Annotated in this window: 14 protein-coding genes; 7 read left to right on the plus strand and 7 right to left on the minus strand. The window is 52.4% G+C overall.

Annotated features, from left to right (window positions below; translation table 11 throughout):
• Positions 1-456 precede the first annotated feature (456 nt).
• From DFP98_RS36620 to DFP98_RS36650, 6 genes are all read left to right on the plus strand, one after another.
• The gene (locus tag DFP98_RS36620; protein WP_116065593.1) at positions 457-2586 is read left to right on the plus strand and encodes a DNA topoisomerase 3; all 2130 of its coding nucleotides are present in this window, start codon (positions 457-459) and stop codon (positions 2584-2586) included.
• 365 nt (positions 2587-2951) lie between these two features.
• Complete coding sequence (locus DFP98_RS36630) at positions 2952-4550, plus strand: AraC family transcriptional regulator (RefSeq protein WP_116065595.1); 1599 nt, start codon at positions 2952-2954, stop codon at positions 4548-4550.
• 101 nt (positions 4551-4651) lie between these two features.
• Complete coding sequence (locus DFP98_RS36635) at positions 4652-5584, plus strand: ABC transporter substrate-binding protein (RefSeq protein ID WP_116065596.1); 933 nt, start codon at positions 4652-4654, stop codon at positions 5582-5584.
• A 10-nt stretch (positions 5585-5594) separates the two neighbouring features.
• Positions 5595-6614, plus strand: a complete 1020-nt coding sequence (locus DFP98_RS36640; RefSeq protein ID WP_116065597.1) for a FecCD family ABC transporter permease — start codon at positions 5595-5597, stop codon at positions 6612-6614.
• Positions 6615-6651: 37 nt separating this feature from the next.
• Entirely contained in the window at positions 6652-7626 is a 975-nt protein-coding gene (locus tag DFP98_RS36645) for a FecCD family ABC transporter permease (protein ID WP_116065631.1), read from the plus strand.
• Between the two features lie 2 nt (positions 7627-7628).
• Positions 7629-8405 carry an alpha/beta hydrolase gene (locus DFP98_RS36650; RefSeq protein ID WP_116065598.1) on the plus strand — a complete coding sequence of 259 codons (777 nt, stop codon included), beginning with the start codon at positions 7629-7631 and terminating at the stop codon, positions 8403-8405.
• 86 nt (positions 8406-8491) lie between these two features.
• On the opposite strand, the gene DFP98_RS36655 is transcribed toward DFP98_RS36650, so the two are convergent.
• Both DFP98_RS36655 and DFP98_RS38790 read right to left on the minus strand, forming a co-directional pair.
• Positions 8492-9253 (minus strand): SDR family NAD(P)-dependent oxidoreductase, encoded by a 762-nt coding sequence (locus DFP98_RS36655; RefSeq protein WP_116065599.1) that lies wholly within the window; start codon positions 9251-9253, stop codon positions 8492-8494.
• A gap of 231 nt (positions 9254-9484) precedes the next feature.
• On the minus strand, positions 9485-9844 hold the full coding sequence (locus DFP98_RS38790) for a hypothetical protein (protein WP_147310334.1): 360 nt from the start codon (positions 9842-9844) through the stop codon (positions 9485-9487).
• 157 nt (positions 9845-10001) lie between these two features.
• Between DFP98_RS38790 and DFP98_RS36660 the strand changes: the two genes are divergently transcribed.
• A complete protein-coding gene (locus DFP98_RS36660; protein ID WP_181918161.1) occupies positions 10002-11987 on the plus strand; it encodes a M28 family metallopeptidase in 1986 nt (661 codons plus the stop codon).
• Positions 11988-12171: 184 nt separating this feature from the next.
• On the opposite strand, the gene DFP98_RS36665 is transcribed toward DFP98_RS36660, so the two are convergent.
• From DFP98_RS36665 to DFP98_RS36685, 5 genes are all read right to left on the minus strand, one after another.
• Complete coding sequence (locus DFP98_RS36665; RefSeq protein WP_116065601.1) at positions 12172-12960, minus strand: response regulator transcription factor; 789 nt, start codon at positions 12958-12960, stop codon at positions 12172-12174.
• The gene (locus tag DFP98_RS36670; RefSeq protein WP_116065602.1) at positions 12953-14650 is read right to left on the minus strand and encodes a sensor histidine kinase; all 1698 of its coding nucleotides are present in this window, start codon (positions 14648-14650) and stop codon (positions 12953-12955) included. Before DFP98_RS36670 ends, DFP98_RS36665 begins: the two co-directional genes overlap by 8 nt.
• Positions 14651-14761: 111 nt before the next feature.
• Positions 14762-16417, minus strand: a complete 1656-nt coding sequence (locus tag DFP98_RS36675) for an ABC transporter permease (protein ID WP_116065603.1) — start codon at positions 16415-16417, stop codon at positions 14762-14764.
• Positions 16414-17526, minus strand: coding sequence for an ABC transporter ATP-binding protein (locus DFP98_RS36680; RefSeq protein WP_116065604.1), 1113 nt, complete (start codon positions 17524-17526; stop codon positions 16414-16416). The genes DFP98_RS36675 and DFP98_RS36680 overlap by 4 nt, the downstream gene beginning before the upstream one ends.
• Before the next feature lie 30 nt (positions 17527-17556).
• Positions 17557-18576 carry an ABC transporter substrate-binding protein gene (locus DFP98_RS36685; protein WP_116065605.1) on the minus strand — a complete coding sequence of 340 codons (1020 nt, stop codon included), beginning with the start codon at positions 18574-18576 and terminating at the stop codon, positions 17557-17559.
• Between the last annotated feature and the right edge of the window lie 99 nt (positions 18577-18675).

Here is an 18675-nt window from a genome sequence, read left to right on the forward strand (position 1 = left end):
CCTTTTTTGGAGAAATGATGGATAACGCGTCATTTCTACAATAAAGGAGCTTTAATGCGTTTGGCTACGAGAAAACAATCATAATATTCCTTATACAGGTAATTATGGAGATCGTTTTTTTCATGTTAGGTTTGATGCATGACTAGTGACATTCTTGGCCTTCACTCCATAGCTTGGGCAGCATCAAGGCACTTTCTTGGCCTTCACTCCGCTGCTTGGGCCGCATCAAGGCACTTGGCCGGAAACGTAATTTTCAAATATACTCCTACTTCTGATTTCATCTGACACATGGACAATGGTTCTCCAGCCTGTATCGATTGTTTGCCCTAATTGCCAACTGCCCTTTACTGGTTATATCGTCATCTCACAATAAAACGTTACTCCCCTTCCCCGAGCCGCCCTGCAATTTTCGCGTCCCGATAGTATAATGAACAAAGGAAGGGGACTCGACAAATTATGAAAACATTGGTATTGGCGGAAAAGCCGTCGGTCGCGCGCGAGATCGCACGGGTGATGGGCAGCCATAATAAAAATAAGAGTTATATCGAAGGACCGAAATACGTCGTAACCTGGGCCCTGGGACATCTCGTCGGCTTGGCCGAGCCGGAGGACTACGATTCCAAGCTTGGAAGCTGGGCGCTGGAGGATTTGCCGATTCTGCCTGAGAGCATGAAGCTGAAGGTACTGCGCGAGAGCAGCCACCAGTTCAAGGCGGTGCAGCAATTGATGCGCCGACCGGATATCGGAGAGCTGATTGTGGCGACGGATGCGGCGCGGGAAGGGGAGCTGTTGGCCCGCTGGATCATAGACATGGTGAAATGGAAAAAGCCGTTCCAGCGGCTGTGGATCTCCTCACAGACCGACAAGGCGATCAAGGAAGGCTTCGCCTCGCTGAAGCCGGGCAGCCAGTACGAGCGGCTGTACCAATCCGCGCGCTGCCGCGCCGAGGCGGATTGGATGATCGGGCTGAACGTCACGCGCGCCCTGACATGCAAATTCGGCTCGCCGCTCTCCGCCGGACGCGTGCAGACGCCTACGCTGGGCATGATCATGCAGCGGGAAAAGGAGATTTTGTCGTTCCGTTCGGAGGAGTTCAGCCAACTGCGCGTGAATCTGGGCAAATTCGAGGCGTTATGGCGCGGACCGAACGGGGATTCGCGGATTTTCGATGCGGCGAAGGCCAAGGAATTGCAGGATAAGCTGTCCGGTAAAACAGGCAAAATCGTCTCGCTGAAGAAAAGCGAGAAATCGGTGCCGCACCCGCTCGCTTACGATCTGACGGAGCTGCAGCGGGACGCGAACCGTCTGCTCGGCTTCTCGGCTAAAATGACGTCGAACGTGCTGCAGCGGCTCTACGAACAGCACAAGCTGGTCACCTATCCGCGCACCGATTCCCGCTACCTGACATCGGATATGACAGGTACGCTGAAGGAACGTTTATCCGCCGTTGCTATCGGGCCGTATGCGCCGCTCGCCCGACCTCTGCTGCGCGGCCAGCTGCCGATAAGCAAGCGGATCGTCGACGACAGCAAGGTGACCGACCACCACGCCATTATCCCGACGGAGCAGGTCGTCATGCTGAATGCGCTAAGCAACGAGGAGCGGAGGCTGTACGATCTGATCGTGCGGCGGTTTATCAGCTTGTTTTACGGACCAGCCCGCTTCGATCAGGTGGCCGTGATCGTTCAAGCGGTCGGAGAGACGCTGTCCGCCAAGGGCACAACGATCAAGGATGCCGGCTGGAGAGCCGTCTACGACGGTCAATCGATGGAAGACGAGGAGAGCGACGATTCCGCGGACGATAAGGATACGCTGCTGCCTGAGCTGAGGGAGGGCGAAGCGCTTGAAGTGAAGCTGTGCCGGATTCAGACCGGCAGAACTTCTCCTCCGAAGCGGTATACCGAGGCTGCCTTGCTGACGCAAATGGAGAAGCACGGCTTGGGCACTCCCGCCACACGTGCGGATATTATCGAGAAGCTGGTCAGCTCGGATACGATCGATCGGCAGGGCAATTCGCTCCACCCGACCGGCAAAGGCAAGCAGCTCATCGAGCTCGCTCCGGCCGATCTGCGCTCGCCGGACCTGACGGCCCGCTGGGAGGCGGAGCTTGAACGCATCGCGCGCGGTCAAGGCAAAGCCGATCCGTTCCTGAAAGGCATACGCGACATGGCTCGGGAATTAGTCGGCGGAGTCAAGAACAGCAACGCTTCCTATGTACCCCATAATGTGTCTGCCAGCCACTGTCCGGATTGCGGCACGCGGATGCTGGAGAAGAAAACGAAGCGCGGACTGCTGCTCACCTGCCCCAACGACGACTGCGGCTACCGACGCTCCGGCGATCAGCAGCTCTCGAACCGGCGCTGTCCTCAGTGCCACAAGAAGATGGTGCTTAAAGAAGGCAAAGCGGGAAAATACGTACAGTGCTTGCCATGCGGGTTAACGGAGACGTTGAACAAGGACAGCACGCACATGAACAAGCGCGAGCAGCAGCGACTCGTCAGCCAGTTCTCCAAGCAGCAGGAACCTCTCGGCAATAGTCTCGGCGACTTGTTGAAGGCGGCCATGGAGAAGAAAAACGGTAACTAGGGCGTGTATGCAAACCCGCTCAGAGGTATCTTTCACCGCCTTTTCGCCCCCTGCTGCGTCACTTTTGCTTGACGTACCCCCGGTACGCCTTCCCAAAAGATCCTTGCATGGAACGAAAATTCGGCAAAATCTACTATCCTCGGAGTATGCATACACGCCCTAGAGCGGACTTAGAATTCATATACCAAGGCTTCGAAGAAATCAACAAAGCGCCCAGCAGCCCGGCTCTGAACCTTATGGTTCAGAGCCGGGCTGTTCATGTTGACCGCGAAGCCGCCAACCTTTAGCTTGACCCTCTCCCTATCCTCATGCTACCTTAATTGATAATGATTCTCACTTAAGTCAATCCGAAGGGACGATCTCCATTGTCCGAACAACTTTCTCCAGGCTTGCCCCTTTTTCGAGAGCTTAACGATCTCTGGCTCAAACTCGTCGACATCGAATGGCTGGCCCACGGACCGCTCGAGCCTCGACTGGTCGGCACCCATGCCATCCTCGCGATCGCGCAGGGGGAAGGGGATTTGACGATCGGGCTGCAAGAATTCCATGCCTCTTCGCATTTTGTTTATTTCATATCGCCCGGACAGACGATTGCCGCTCGATCCGATAACGGCGAAACGTTCTCCTTTTATTTGATTCATTTTCGTGTGAGAACAGAGAACGGATCCGACGGGGATTTTCCCGCAAGCGGAGAGCTGCCTGCCCCGTCTCGCGCAGGGAGCGACACAACTGCCGAAACGCTGCTTCGCTATTGGTCGGGAGGCGAGCCTCTGCACCGGCTTCGGGCGCAAGCTCTGTTCCAGGAGTGGCTCTACCGGCTGCTGCAGCCGATGCCTCGCAATGCGGTCGCCAATTCACGCTTGGCTCTGGAACGAACAAAAGCCTATATCGATACCCACTATCACGAAAATCTGACGATTGAGCAGCTCGCGCGGCTTGCGGAGATCAGTCCGAAATATTATGTCGATTTGTTCAAAAAAACGTACGGCCTCAGCACGATCGACTACGTTACCGAAACGCGGCTGAGCCAAGCCAAGCGGTTAATGGCGCAGTCGGATATGAAGCTGAACGAGATCGCCCGCCGGGTCGGCTATCAGGACGAGTTTTACTTCAGCCGCAAGTTCAAGCAAGCGATCGGCCTGTCTCCTTCCGCCTATGCCAAGAGCCGGCAGCGCAAAGTCGCAGCCTATATGTCTCCGGTCGTCGGCCACCTGTTGGCGCTAAATCTGATGCCTTATGCCGCTCCCCTTCATCCGAAATGGACGCTCCACTACTATAAAACCTATCGTGCGGACATTCCGCTCCACTTGAGCGCCTATCGCTTTAACCAGGATTGGGAAGCCAATCTAGCGGTCTTGACCGATAGCCGGCCCGACGCGATCGTCACGCTGGATCATCTGCATCCGGGAGAACGCGAACGGCTGGAAGACATCGCTCCTGTGCTTGTGCTTCCCTCCCGGGAGACCGGTTGGCGGGAGCAGCTGCGTTTGACCGCCAGATTCATCGGGGTCGAGAGCGATGCGGAGGCTTGGCTCGTCCAATATGAACGCAAGCTGCGCCGACTTGGCGAGAATATCCGGCAAGAGCTGGGTGACGAATCTTTGCTTGCTCTTAGCTACTATAAGGGGCAATTTTACTCCTGTCCCACGCGCGGAATGCAGGAGCTGCTGTGCGAGGAGTTGCAGCTCAATCTGTTAAAGCGGACCTACAATGTGCCGATTACGGCCGAACGGATCGCCGAGCTTGACGCCGATCGGATATTGCTTAACATTTGCCAGGAACCCGAGACGCTTTCCTTCTGGCAAGCGCACCAAGCCACACTGCTATGGCAGGACTTGAAGGCGACGCGCCAAAGCAAGGTCCACTTCGTGCCCTCCGACCCTTGGCGAGAGTACTCCGCTCATGCCGTTAGTCGAATGGCCGACGATCTGGAAAATCGCCTATGCGTAAATTATCCATTGTAAATCAGGAAATTGTCCATGTTCACATTCTCTTTTTCAGCCTATAATCCTTAATTGATAATGATTATCATTACTATTCAAAGGGAATGGAGAGTGTACAAAGAATGTTTAAAAAATTTACCGCGCTTGTCTTGTCTTGCGCGCTTGTTTTCGGTCTGTTTTCCGTTGCAAGTGCTGCTCCCGCAGCCAAAAGGGAGATCACATACAAAGGTCAGGTTTACACTGTCCCGGTCAAAACGGATAAAATCGTCATCGTCGGAGCCATGGAGTCGATGGAAGACGCGCTTGTCCTGAATTTCAAACCGCTGGGCGTGCCGTCCATCGGCGGTAAAATTCCCCCTCTGTTCTCGCGAATTACGAAAGGCGTTACGACAATCGGAGAAAAAACTCAGCCGAATCTGGAAACGATTCTGAAGCTGAAGCCCGACGTTATTCTTACAAGCACGAAATTCCCGGCCGAGACGAACGAAAAGCTGGGCAAAATCGCCGTAACGATTCCCGTCTCGCATATCTCGACCGACTGGGTCAACAATTTGAAGCTGCTCGGCGATCTGATCGGCAACAAGAACGCCTCCACCCAAGCCGTTCTGCAGTATCAAAGAGAATTGGCGCTCGTCAAGAAGACGCTAGCTCCGAAATTGAAAGACAAGACGGTTTTGGCGGTCCGCGTTCGCGCCGGCAATCTGTTCGTCTATCCGAAGGACGTGTTCTTCAACCCTTCCCTGTATAGAGATTTGGGCGCATCCGTACCGGCGGAAGTCGCCGCGGCCAAAGCGCAGCAGAATATTTCGCTTGAGAAGTTTGCCGAAATCAATCCGGATTACTTGTTCGTGCAGTTCTCGCCGGAGGAAAATGCCGACCAGCCGAAAGCGCTGGAGGAGCTGCAAAAGAATCCGATCTGGAAAAGCCTCAAAGCAGTCAAAAACGGCCACGTATACGTCAACATCGTTGACCCGATTGCACAAGGCGGTACAGCCTACAGCAAAATCGCTTTCCTGCAAGCTTTGAAGCAAACGAAGCTCTATAAAGATAAGTGAGAAGATTCGCATGAAATTCAAAGCTACTCTGCCGGCTCTGCTGCTCGCATTGTCTCCGGTCGCCATCATTATTGCGCTCGTGCTGTCAGTGATCTACGGTTCTAAAGCTATTCCGTTCGATACGATTCGCGATGCGTTGTTAAACTTCGATCCCGACAATGTCGATCATCAGATCGTCAGACATTCCCGGCTGCCCAGGGCAGCCGGCTCGTTCTTGATCGGAGCGTTCCTGGCCGTATCCGGAGCGCTCATGCAGGGGATGACAAGGAATTACCTTGCATCCCCTTCTATATTGGGAATATCCGACGGCTCGGTGTTCGCCATCACGCTCTGCATGATCATCGCCCCCAACTCGTCGATGCTGGCGATGATTTTCTACTCGCTGCTCGGCTCGGCTTTCAGCGTTATCGTCGTCTTTGGACTGGCCGCTTCGATATTCAGCCGACTGTCTCCAGTCTCTCTGGCAATTCTCGGCACCGTAATCGGCACTTTCCTAAGCAGCGTGTCCGCAGCGATGGCGACATATTTTCAGGTCTCGCAAAATATCAGCTTCTGGTACAACGCCCGCCTGCACCAGCTTGATCCGGACATGATCAAGCTGGCCATTCCGTTTGCCGTCGCAGGACTGTTGATCGCGATGCTGGTGGCCAAATCGGTTACGATGCTCTCGCTCGGAGAAGACGTCTCCACAGGCTTGGGCGTCAAAACCGCTGCCATCAAGCTGGCAACGATGGCCAGCGTCGTTCTGTTGACGGGTATTGCCGTGGCGCTTGCCGGGAAAATCGGCTTTGTCGGCCTGCTCGTGCCCCACATCGTCCGTATGATCGCGCGTGTAGTCGATTATCGCTGGATCGTGCCGCTGTCGGCAGCCTTCGGCGGGTTGTTCCTGACGCTATGCGATCTCGGCAGCCGTTTCCTGAACTACCCGTTCGAAATGCCGGTCGGCGTAGTGACGGCCATCTTCGGCGTTCCGTTCTTCCTCTATTTGATCCGTACGAAGGGGGGCGGCATGCGTGAAAGTAAAAGCTAGAGGGTCGTTTGCCGTTTTGCTCCTTGCCGGATTGGGAATGATCGCAGGGATGATCTATGTCAGTCTGACCAACGGAGAATTCGATATTACCGTCAAAGACATCGTCCGCACTTTGCTGCGCATCAACCCTAATCCCGACTACGACCTCGTCGTTTTCGAATTCCGGCTGCCGCGCATCGTCATTGCCGTCCTCGTCGGAATGGGCCTGGGCATCGCGGGCGCAGTCATTCAAGGCGTTACCCGCAACGGACTCGCCGATCCGGGGATGCTCGGCATCAATGCGGGCGCAGGTGTCGCGATTGTTGTTTTTCTCTATTTCTATCAGGGGCAGATTAGGGAAATCACCTGGTTTTCCGTAATGGCCATGCCTCTGTTCGGTTTGCTCGGAGGATTGATGGCGGCGTTAATGATCTATCTGTTCGCCTGGAAGAACGGTCGTCTGGAGCCGCAAAGACTGTTGTTGACCGGTCTTGCGATCGCTTCCGGCCTCAGCGCGATCTCGTTGTTTCTGACGCTGCGAATGAACTCCCAAGACTTCGAGATGGTCGCCGTATGGACGACAGGCAGCATCTACAACGCAAACTGGAAATATATCGCGTCCATCCTGCCCTGGTTCGCTGTGCTGATTCCCATTATCTATGCGAGGTCGCATACGCTGAATCTGCTTCAGCTGGACGACGACAGCGCTCGCAGCGTCGGCGTGCAATTGGAGAAGCAGAAGGGGATTTTGCTGCTGAGCGGCATCGGCCTGGTGAGCGCCTGCGTATCGGTCGCCGGCGGCATCGGCTTCATCGGTCTAATCGCACCGCACATCGCCCGCAGGCTGGTCGGCCAAGCTCATCAGCGTTCCTTGCCAATTTGCGCCGTCGTTGGCGCTCTGCTCGTGCTGGCGGCCGACTTCATCGGCAAAACGTTGTTTAGCCCGGTCGAGCTGCCCGCCGGCATTATCGTAGCTATTTTAGGCGTGCCTAGCTTTGTCTTTTTGCTCCATCGCCGGAAAGGAAGAGCTTAATTATGTACATCGAAGAGCGCCTGATCTCCTCCGAGGACGGTAGAACCTATCGAATTCGTATCGCCAGGCCGACGCAATCTCCGCCTCCCGCCGGTTATCCCGTATTCTACCTGCTGGACGCCAACGCCGTTTTCGGAACCGCCGTGGAAGCAGTCAGCGTGCAATCGCGCCGGGCGGACAAGACGGGGGTCGTTCCCTCGATTGTCGTCGGCATCAGTTACCCTTCGGAGGAGCTTTTTCCGTCCGAACGTCATTACGATTTCACGCTGGATTCCGATCCGCTAAAGCTGCCCGCCCATCCCGAGGGCAAAACCTGGCCTCCTCAAGGAGGAGCCCGCCGGTTTCTCGCGTTCCTGGAGCATCGGTTGAAGCCCGAAATTGCCCGCGGCTACCCTATCAATCCTGCGAAGCAGACGCTATTCGGTCATTCGCTTGGAGGATTATTCACGCTCTATGCGTTGTTCGCTTCTCCGGGAGCTTTCCGTACCTATGTAGCCGGAAGCCCTTCCATCCACTGGAACAAGGATTCCCTCCTTGCAGAGGAGGCCGTCTTCTCCGCCGGAGACGACACCGCGGAAATTCACTTGCTCGTCGCTGTCGGCTCGTTGGAAGATAACCATAAGAGCAGAATGGTCGACCATGCGAAGGAGCTTGTAGCACGTCTGTCCGTCTTGGACCGAGCCGGTCTGCATGTGGAGTACCGTTCGTTCGAGGATGACAACCACGTCTCTCTGCTGCCTGGACTGATCAGCCGGGCGATTCGTTTCGCGGCGAACTAGAACAGAAAAAGCCTTGTCCCGATGAGCCTTAGGCTGCTTATTGGTACAGGGCTTTTGACTATATCGATCTTGTTCACCGCTCACCCTTATTGAGCCGTCCAACCTCCGTCTACCAACAGCAGCGTGCCCGTTACCAGGTCCGATGCCGGGGAGGACAGGTACACGACGGCTCCGGCCACATCATTGATCGTGCCGATGCGGCCGGCGGGAATGCGGGCCAGCACCTGGTCGCGAAATTCCGGCGTATCGAGCCTCTCCGCCGTACCCGGTGTGTAGATGAACGTTGGGCCAACCGCATTGATGCAGATTCCCCGGCCGGACCATTCCAGCGCCAGCACCTTTGTCAATTGGTTAACGCCTCCCTTAGAGGCGCAATAGGCGACCCCGTCCGGAATTCCGACGACGCTAACCTGCGAGCTGACATTGACGATTTTGCCGTAGCCCTGCTCCAGCATGATTCTTCCTGCCGCCTGACAGCAGAAAAAGACGCCCTTCAGATTGACGTCGATCATGTCGTCCCAATACTCTTCCGTCACGTCCAGCGCCGCCATGCCCTCGCCCAATCCGGCATTATTAACGACGATGTCGAGTCTGCCGTAATCGCTCGCAACTTGCTCGAACACGGTCCGAATAGCCGCCACGTCCCGTACATCCAACTCGTATGCGCTCGCTTCCCCGCCCTCTGCCGCTATTTCTGCTACAAGGGCGTCCAAAGACGACCTGCTTCGTGCCGTAACTGCTACTTTTGCGCCAGCCGCCGCCAACGCCTTCGCTAATCCGTAACCGATCCCCTTGCTCGCCCCGGTCACGATCGCGACTTTTCCTTGAATGCTGAAATTAGGTTGCATAAAGCTTATCTCCTTTACCGTGTCAACTGATATAGATACTATAACAGATTGGATTTTACCTCCAATATATTGCGCACGTCCCCATTTATTGATAAACCAGTAGGACTGTAAACGCAAGAACCCGAGAGAGGTCACTTGATAAAAGCGCCATTTCTCGGGTTATGCTTCACATCTGTCTAATATTTTAGTATCCAGATTGTCTTACCAGTATTGGTTGAAGAAAATACGCCTCTAGTGATACTGATGTGTTGTACTCGAAAAGACTCCAGGAGTATTATAGCTTGAATTACCACAGGCGCAAGCATAAGTATCATACCGATACCAGTTGGTTATTGCACATTGCACACCTTGTTGACTTCCATCTTGATTTTTAATAACGTGCGAATGTGTTCCGCCCGATTGGCTGTAAGTATTCGATCCAACTTTCACATGTTGATGTTGCCCACTCGAATAGTAGTCACACGGGATATAGAACGGAGTAACCGTTCCTTCTTGCGCTGACAGTTCGTTTACTGGAGATGCCGTAGCTAAAGCCGCCCCAGACAACGAAGCAATTCCTAAAAGAATAAAAAGAGTTACTTTTTTAAGCACCCTAATCACCTCCTTTCATTTTCCAATTTAACATTTTTAAAGTAATATATCAATATATTTACATGGAAAAATTTTTGTTATAAAATCAAAATAGGGATTAATTGATTTTAAATATAAATAACCCCTTTAACCCCAAGTATTTCTGCGGAGGAAAATGATGAGAAGAAAAAATCGACTTTTTCTGTTTCCCTTACTTTTAACTCTCACTGCCTGTAATCTGACATCTGCACCTGAGAAAAAAATTACCGGAGGCGACTATCCATCCATTATCCATGATTTGACCACACCTCAAATGGGAGGGCGATTAACGGGGACAAGCGGCAATAAAAAAGCGGAGGAGTTCATTTCCGAACATTTTCAGAATATTAATTTACAGCCATATTTGGGCGATTCTTACGCTATGCCTTACGAACACGAAACCCACATTTCGGATTCCGAGTCACTGGAATTACAAATCATCTATCGAAATGGCTCCAGCGACACCTTGGTATACGGCATAGATTACCTGGAACAGAAAATGCCTTTCCATTATGAAAATTCCGGCAAACTTACATTTGATCTGAATGATCCAGAGCTTTCCAAGCGTATTTTAATTGCGGAGTCGACAGAAGGGCTGAGTAAACTGCAAGATAAATCGCCATTGATGGTTCTTGTAGTTAAGGAAACGTTTAAGAGATATCTTTTAACTCAATCCTCCGACATCCCAACTCTTCAAATCTCGAAAGAAAAATATGAGCTCTTAAAAGAAAAACAATCTGAAATAGAAAAGGTTACATTTAAATCCGATATTAAAACAAAAAAAACGGCTGAATCTAACATCGTCGGAGTAATTAAAGGGAACGGGGGCCAGGATCACCGAGAGGCTATCGTGATATCTGCTCATTTCGATTCGCTAGGCTCGGTCGGCGATCTAAAATACCAAGGAGCGACGGATAACGCCACTGGCATAAGCGCCCTGATTCAACTTGCCTATAATATCAAGCAGCATTCCGATAATCGTCCGCTGCATCCGGACATTTTATTTGTTGCTTTTAATGGGGAAGAGTCAGGCCGACAAGGAAGCAAAGCTTTTGTTAAAGAGGTTCAAGAAAGCAGTATCTACAGTCAAATCTATAACATTAATCTGGATTGTATCGGAGTTAAAGACGGAGGCTCTTATCTGCTCATTGGGAATGAACCCAACTCCGGCTTAGCGGCGACTTTGGAACGATATTTTGGCGAACATAATTTTCCGCTTCAACTACAACAGGGCGGTTTTGAGAGCGACCATAACTCATTCGCAGAGAAACAGATTCAAGCTGTCACAATCGGGCAAGAGAACGTTCCTTTTATCCATACTTCCAACGACACGGTTGATCAAATCGACTACGACTCACTACAGCAGTTTGTGACCGCCTTGTTCAATTTTGTTGTTTCCATTCATCATATAGAAGAAACTGAACAAGTGACCGATCTTGAAGCTGTACCTCTTAGCGAATCGGAAATTGCCGAGTTTGAAAAAGCTCAACAAACTATCGAGGAAGCCCAACGCGTAATGAAACTAGGGCAATATCAGATCATTGGCGATAAAAAACAGTCCTACGCCGTCGTAAATAACTATGCTGTCTTTGATCAAGTTCATGATGTCGAGCAACTGATCGAAGGTCTAAACATTCCGGAGAAGTGGACAGACTACGCTATCGACACGGTTGGTGTGAACACAAACTTCCAGTTAACCCCTGAAAAAATACAAGAGTCCGATTTCAATCAAATTTATCAATTTGATACCATCGTTCCAACGAACATCCAAGATATAGACCTTAGGTATAAGAGGAATACAACCGAATATTTACAGATTTATATCAGTCGTACGCCTTTCATTAATGAAAGTGACCACGAAAATAGTGCCCAAATTACGACAGAGTCGCTAGAGTACAAAAACAAACAATATGACGTTCATAGTGCTGATCGTTCTATATTTATCTCTACAGAAGTCGAGATCGAGGATAAGACGTTCTATGTCAAACTTATGCAAGGACGGAAAAAAAATCAGGAAGAATCTGGGGGGCTAACCTTGAGTTGGTCAATCGAAGATAAGGAATCCGCACTATCCATTGCCCACGACTTGCAACTGGAAGAGTTGCTTAGAACGATAGGTATATAATTATCCGAGCATGCAGCCGACCTTCTCAATAGAGGAAGTGGGCTGCATGTAGCGATCCCCTGCGTCATTGAATACATCTTTGCCGTCGTCCGGCCTTCTTTTTCTCCATTGACCAATGAGCGGCTTCCCACACAATGAAAGAACAGATCGAAATCGAACCAAACCCTTAAGTAAAAAACTCCCCCTACCCCTCCCGCTCGCAAAATTCCTGATATTGCCCCGGAGTGCAATTCGCATACTTTTTGAAAATACCGATGAAATATTTGTAGTCGCTAAACCCGCATTCCTGTGCAATGGTGTACACTTTACCGTCGCCCGCCTTCAGCTTCTCCATCGCCTTGTGAATGCGGTAGCGGTTCAAGAAGTCGTTAAACGTGTAGCTCGTCTCCTGCTTAAACTTCTGATTCAAATAGGAGGCGCTTATGCCCAACTGATTCACCAAGTGGTGGATGCTGATTTTGCGATGGTAGTTTTCCTGGACGTACTCGATCATTTTCGAGACGTTCTTGGAGGTTTTCAGCTTGTCGTCCAGCGCTTCGAAGCTCGGGAAAGCCTCGACGGTCTCTTCCGGACGGCTGGCGATTTCCTCGTATTTCAGCATCAACTTGACTTTGCTTTTCGCCGATTCCAGCGCCTTGATCAGCTGCTCCTCCTCAAGCGGCTTCACCAGAAAATCGGTCACGCCCAGATGAAGCGCCCGCTTCGCCAGATGGAATTCGTTGTACCCGGAGATGATAATGCTGCTGAACGTATGCAGCTTCTGCCCCTGCTCGATCATCGCGATCCCGTCCATAATCGGCATATTGATGTCGGTAAGCACGATGTCGGGCCGCAGCTCGCGAATTTTCTCCAAGCCTTCTTCGCCGTTACACGCCTCCGCGACGATCACGCAATCGATTTCCAGCCAGTCGATGCTGTATTTGATCCCGTTGCGAATCATATCCTCGTCTTCCGCGAGCAGCACCTTATACATGATTCCCGTCCTCCTCGTAAGGAATGGTTAACATCACCCGAGTCCCCGCTCCCGCCCCGCTTTCGATCCGAATCCCGTATTCTTCTCCATATTGCAATACAAGTCGGCGGTGAACGTTGTACAGACCGATATGCTCTGTCGTATTTTCCCGATCCGTCAGAATCCGCTTTACCTCGTCCAGCCGTTCCTCGCTCATGCCTTGGCCGTCGTCGCGTACTTCCATCTCCAGCTTCCCCTGAGCCGCAGACACGAGAATATCGATATGCAGACTGCTTTGGTTGCGGTAGCCGTATTTGATCGAGTTTTCGATAAGCGCTTGCAAAATCAGCTTCGGCACGTACTGGCTTCCCGCCTCTCCCGTTACGGAAAGGCTGTACTGCAGGCGCTCATTAAACCGAATTTGCTGCAGCTTCAGATAATCCCTTACATATCCCAGATCGTCCTCAAGCTTTACGTTTCGCTCATGGCTGATGCTATAGCGCAGCAGCCGCGACAGCAGCATTACGATCTCCTGCGCCTTCCCCGTGTCCATCTTAATCGCATAACGCAAAGTTTCCAGCACATTAAAAATAAAATGAGGATGAAACTGCGACTGCAATTGTTTGATTTCCACGAGGCTGCTGATCCGGGACAGCTCCTGGTTTTTATCCATCAGCTCCCGCAATCGGTCCAGCATATAGTTGTATTTCTCGCCCAGCGTCTCGAACTCGTCGCCCGTCCGAATATCGACGTATTCGTTCAGGTTGCCCACGCGCAAATGCCGGAAAGCGCGCACCAGCTTGTCGATCGATTCCGCGTTGCGGGCCGACATTTTTTTCGCCAGAAAATGAATCACGATCCATAGCAGCAGACTGGCCGCCGCAATGAAAATCGACAACGTTACGAGAGTGTCGCGTTCCGATCTTAACGAATTCAGCGCGTGGACCTTGAGAGGCGTACCGGGAACTTCTCTCGTATTCATCCCGTATTCTCCTCCGTTCAGCTGCGCCTTGCCGCTTCCGCCCGCGCCGAGCTGGAACTTGTTCAGAATTCCCTTAGTAATGTTGCTCGTCGTAGCTACAACCGTATTATGCTCGTCGGTGACAGCCGCCACTTCGTTATTTTGCAGAAAAATCAGCTTCTGCAAATCCGTCTCGAACAGCTGGTAAACCAGGTAGCCGATCGCATGACCCTCGTCCATGATCGCTTTGCCGAAAGTATAGCTCGTAATGCGATCGTGCGAGTACCGGAAGCTGTTCGTCTCGGTCAGCAGCGTCTGCTTCTCCGCAATCCGGTGCACCAGATTGCCGAAAGCAAGATCGGAGCCGAGCGAGTCCGGCGGAGCGGACGTGGCCAGAAACACCCCTTCAGGGCTGACGATATGAAAAATGCTCTTTACCTGCTGCCGATTGTTGAACTCGTAAAATTCGGCGTATACCTTCTCGCTCCCCACACGCGTGCGCACATAGTCCACTACCGCCGGGGAAGCTGCCATTCGCACCGTTTCCAGCGCATATTGCCGGTACACTTCGCCAATGGATCGACTCATCGTCTGCGTCGCCTGCGCCGATTTCTTTTCCACCGACAATCTCGTATTGACGATCGTAAACGCAAAAAACAGCACGATCAATATACCGAAAGGGATGATCGTATAGAACAGAAACAGACGGCGAGTCGATTCCTGAAAGTTGCGCTTCTTCTCCTGGCCCATACAATCCCCCTTGTCAGTCGCAGGCCTGGTGGGGATATGATGCCCCCTCGACCGGCTACGATGCCAAAACAAGTCGGTCCCCGTACGGGTTCCGACTTGCTTGCCCCACTATTATAACGTAAATTCCTTCTTCCCTGTCATCCGAAGGAACACAAGCAGCGAGATCACCGTAATCCCGGTAAGAATCGCCGAGAGCGCCGCAGCAACTCCGTAGTTGCCCCGCACGACTTCCGTGTAAATCGCCACCGTCATCGTTCGGGTTTTGCCCGTGTATAGAATGATCGAGGTACTGAGCTCGGTTATGATCGTCACCCAACTTAGAATCGCGCCGGACACGACGCCGGCAAGCATCATCGGCAGCGTAATCTTGAAGAAGGTTTTCATCTGCGACGCGCCAAGGCTGATGGCCGCCTCCTCGATGCCTCCATGAATCTGGTGCAAAATCGCCGCGCTGGACCGGATCGTATAAGGCAGCCTGCGAATGACGAAGGCCACCACCATAATGACCGCCGTTCCGCTCAGCACAAGCGGCTTGTCGTTAAAGGTGATCAGCAGCGCGATACCCAGAATAGATCCGGGAACGATGTAAGGGAACATCGTGAAAATATCCAGGGTATTCGTCAAGGCGTTACGTCGTCGTACCGTCACATAAGCGATCAGCACCGCAAGCAAAATAATAATGACGATAGCGCTCAGCGCCAGCATGAATGTGTTCTGAATCACGTCGCCGATATTGTCGAAGGCCTGCCGGTAACTGTCCAGCGAGTAGCCTTTGACGAAGATGCGACCGGAAGTTTTCAGGAACGAAGTATAGATGACGTAGAGCTGCGGCAGCAAAGCGAGCAGCGTATACGTATAGATTACGATGTGGGCCGCAATATTGCCCAGCCCTTTTTTCTTCTTCGCTTCGATCGGATTCAGCGCACTCATCGTATAGGATTTACGATTGGCGACAAACTTCTGCAGCAGGAAAATCGCGGTCGCGAACAGGACGACGATCACGCTGATTGCGGCGGCAAAGCCGTCGTCTCCTCCGACTTCGCTGATGAATTCGGTGAAGATGAGGACGGGAACCGTTTTGTAGCCTTCGCCGATCAGCATCGGCGTTCCGAAGTCGGCGAGCGCGCGCATGAAGACGAGCAATCCGCCCGCCAGCAGCGTCGGCGTAATAAGCGGCAGCAGCACCTTCCTCATTTTCGAGATGCCTTTGTAGCCCATGCTTTCCGCCGCTTCCATCAATGACTGGTCCACATTTTTGAGCGCACCGGACACGTACATGAAAATTAACGGCACCATCTGCAGCGTCAGTACGACCAGAATTCCTGTAAAACCGTAGATGTCGGGCATGGCGATTCCCAACGTATCCTTCATGAAACGGGTAATGACGCCGCTTCTGCCCAAGAGCAGAATCCAGGAGTACGCCCCGATAAAAGGAGCCGACATCGACGAGATCAGAATGAGAATCTGAATCGCGGAGCTTCCTTTGATCTTGACCGTGGACATAATATACGCGAGCGGCGTTGCGATCAACGCGGCAAGCAGCGTGACGCTTACCGTTACCTTCATACTGTTCCACAAAGCGTTCAAATAATAAGGCTTACTGAAAAACTTCGTGAAATAAGCCAGCGACAGCTCGCCTGTCGTTCCGTTGTAGAAGCTCTTGAACAGCATCGTGAACAGGGGCAGTGCCAGAAACAAAATGTAGAAAATAAATATGAGCAAGGAAAGGTTGGTCCAGACGTCGAATCTTTTGCGCGCTTGGATCATGGCCGATCGCTCCCCGTGTAGTTCAATTCTCCTCGGGCGTCGTAGATATTGATCTTATCGGTCTTCACCTTCAGGAAAATCGTCTGATTCGACTCCAACGGCCGGGCGCTCGTAGACTCTTGCGTAATCTCTACGCTCTGACCCGATTCCAGCGAAACGAAGTAATGCGTCATCTGTCCGAGGAATACGCTGTGTACGATTTTCGCCCGGATTCCCGTTCCGTCCTCGCTGATGACGAATTCCTCCGGACGGACCGACACCTTCACCGCCAGCAGCGGCTTTGCGGCATCCTCTTCGGGAATATTCACTCGCTCGACCGGCTCCTGGTACCCGCTTTCCCCGAATCGGAGCGTGCGCGTTCCCTGATTGTTCGTCAGCGCCGCTTCCAGCACGTTCGTGCGTCCGATGAAAGTCGCGACGAACAGATTGGCCGGACGCTGGTAAATTTCTTGCGGCGTGCCCAGGTGCTGAATGACGCCCGACTTCATGACGGCGATCCGGTCGGAGACGGCCATCGCCTCTTCCTGGTCGTGGGTTACGTAGACGGTCGTAATGCCGACGTCTCTTTGCAGCGCTTTGATCGCATTGCGCATGTCGATGCGGAGCTTGGCGTCCAGATTGGACAACGGTTCGTCCATCAGCAGGACATCCGGTCGAATGACGATGGCTCTCGCCAGCGCGACGCGCTGCTGTTGGCCGCCGGACAGATTTTTCGGCATCCGGTCCTTGTACTGCTCAATCTGCACGACCTTCAAAATGTCCTCGACCTTGCTGGCAATCTCGGACTTCGCCAGCTTGCGGTTCTGCAAGCCGAACGCAATATTGCCCGTTACGGACAGATGCGGAAAAATCGCATAGTTCTGAAACACCATGCCGATGTTCCGCTTGCCCGGCTCGACGTTGTTGATTGTCTTGTCGTTAAACTTGATCGTCCCGCCTTCGATGCTGTTGAAGCCTGCGATCATGCGCAGCAGCGTCGTTTTTCCGCATCCCGAGGGACCGAGAAGGGTGAAAAATTCACCCTTCTTGATCTCCACGGACAACTCCGGAATGACGGTGGCGTCTCCATATTTTTTGACAAGGTCTTGAATGGATATCGTCACGCTCATCTCGTTGTCACCCTTTCAGAAAATGCGGTTTTATTGCAGGCTGGCGAACAGATCGGTATAGGTTTCGACGATCTTGGACTTGTGCTCGCTCACATACTTCGTATCTTCGTCGATCATGTTAATGTCGCTGTACGGAGTCATATAATCGCCAAGCTGTGCGTCTTTGCGAAGCGGACGGTTCGTGAGCTGGCTGCCGAACGCGTCCTGCGCTTCCTTCGACAGGATGAAATCGATAAATTTCTTGGCGTTGTCCAGATGCGGAGCGCCCTTGATGATACCCGAAGCCGCGTCGAGGAATACCGCTCCTTCTTTCGGATAGACGACTTTAACCGGAGCGCCGTTGCGAACATAGGTGCTGGACGGATCTTCGTACGTCAAGCCGACGACATACTCTCCATCCGCTACGCTCTTGTGCACCGCGCCGGAGCCGCTGGCGATTTTGCCGTCGAGGTTTTTGATCAGCTCGCCGACGTAGTTCCATCCCGCTTCGCTCTCATAATCGCCGCCCATCGCCTTCAACATGTTCGTCAGTTGAGCGAAGGCCGAGCTGGAGCTGGCCGGGTCGGCCGAAGCGATCTTGCCCTTCAAGGCCGGATTCAGCAAATCGGCGTAGCTGTCGATCTTGATGTCGCCAACCAGATTCGTGTTCACGAGGAGCACGCTTCCGTCTGCAATGTAAGCCGTAGCGAACCCGTCTCTGCTGCGATGTCCTTCCATCAGAAACTCATCGTTCGGGGACACATACGGTTCATAAAGATCGGCGTTGGCCAGATAGCCCGCCATCGATCCTCCGAACATGACGTCCGCGTACGGGTTCGATTTCTCGGATTGGATACGTTTGATGATTTCTCCCGTTCCGGCGGTGACCAGTTCGACGGTAATGCCCGTCTGTTTCTCAAACATCGGAATGATCGTCTTGACGATTTCTTCGCTATTCGGGCTATATACGACTAGCTTGTTTTCTTTGGAAGCTTTCGAGCCGCCTCCGCAAGCGCTAAGCGTTGCCGCCAGCATTGTAAACGCTAGCAATAGAATGGAAAGTTTCTTCATTTGTATTCGCTCCTGTAGAGGATTTATTTTTGAATGCCCTTTCATTCTAGCTCGACTTCTCCAATTACTTAATCCTACGATTCGCTAACATCGTCTAAA

This window comes from Cohnella phaseoli (assembly GCF_003386235.1).
GTDB lineage: Bacteria > Bacillota > Bacilli > Paenibacillales > Paenibacillaceae > Cohnella > Cohnella phaseoli.

Excerpts from the sequence above, each read along its gene's own strand:
- DFP98_RS36620 (WP_116065593.1), top strand. The coding sequence starts at position 457 with ATGAAAACATTGGTATTGGCGGAAAAGCCGTCGGTCGCGCGCGAGATC.
- DFP98_RS36635 (WP_116065596.1), top strand. The coding sequence starts at position 4,652 with ATGTTTAAAAAATTTACCGCGCTTGTCTTGTCTTGCGCGCTTGTTTTC.
- DFP98_RS36640 (WP_116065597.1), top strand. The coding sequence starts at position 5,595 with ATGAAATTCAAAGCTACTCTGCCGGCTCTGCTGCTCGCATTGTCTCCG.
- DFP98_RS36645 (WP_116065631.1), top strand. The coding sequence starts at position 6,652 with ATGATCGCAGGGATGATCTATGTCAGTCTGACCAACGGAGAATTCGAT.
- DFP98_RS36650 (WP_116065598.1), top strand. The coding sequence starts at position 7,629 with ATGTACATCGAAGAGCGCCTGATCTCCTCCGAGGACGGTAGAACCTAT.
- DFP98_RS36655 (WP_116065599.1), bottom strand. The coding sequence starts at position 9,253 with ATGCAACCTAATTTCAGCATTCAAGGAAAAGTCGCGATCGTGACCGGG.
- DFP98_RS36660 (WP_181918161.1), top strand. The coding sequence starts at position 10,002 with ATGAGAAGAAAAAATCGACTTTTTCTGTTTCCCTTACTTTTAACTCTC.
- DFP98_RS36665 (WP_116065601.1), bottom strand. The coding sequence starts at position 12,960 with ATGTATAAGGTGCTGCTCGCGGAAGACGAGGATATGATTCGCAACGGG.
- DFP98_RS36670 (WP_116065602.1), bottom strand. The coding sequence starts at position 14,650 with ATGGGCCAGGAGAAGAAGCGCAACTTTCAGGAATCGACTCGCCGTCTG.
- DFP98_RS36675 (WP_116065603.1), bottom strand. The coding sequence starts at position 16,417 with ATGATCCAAGCGCGCAAAAGATTCGACGTCTGGACCAACCTTTCCTTG.
- DFP98_RS36680 (WP_116065604.1), bottom strand. The coding sequence starts at position 17,526 with ATGAGCGTGACGATATCCATTCAAGACCTTGTCAAAAAATATGGAGAC.
- DFP98_RS36685 (WP_116065605.1), bottom strand. The coding sequence starts at position 18,576 with ATGAAGAAACTTTCCATTCTATTGCTAGCGTTTACAATGCTGGCGGCA.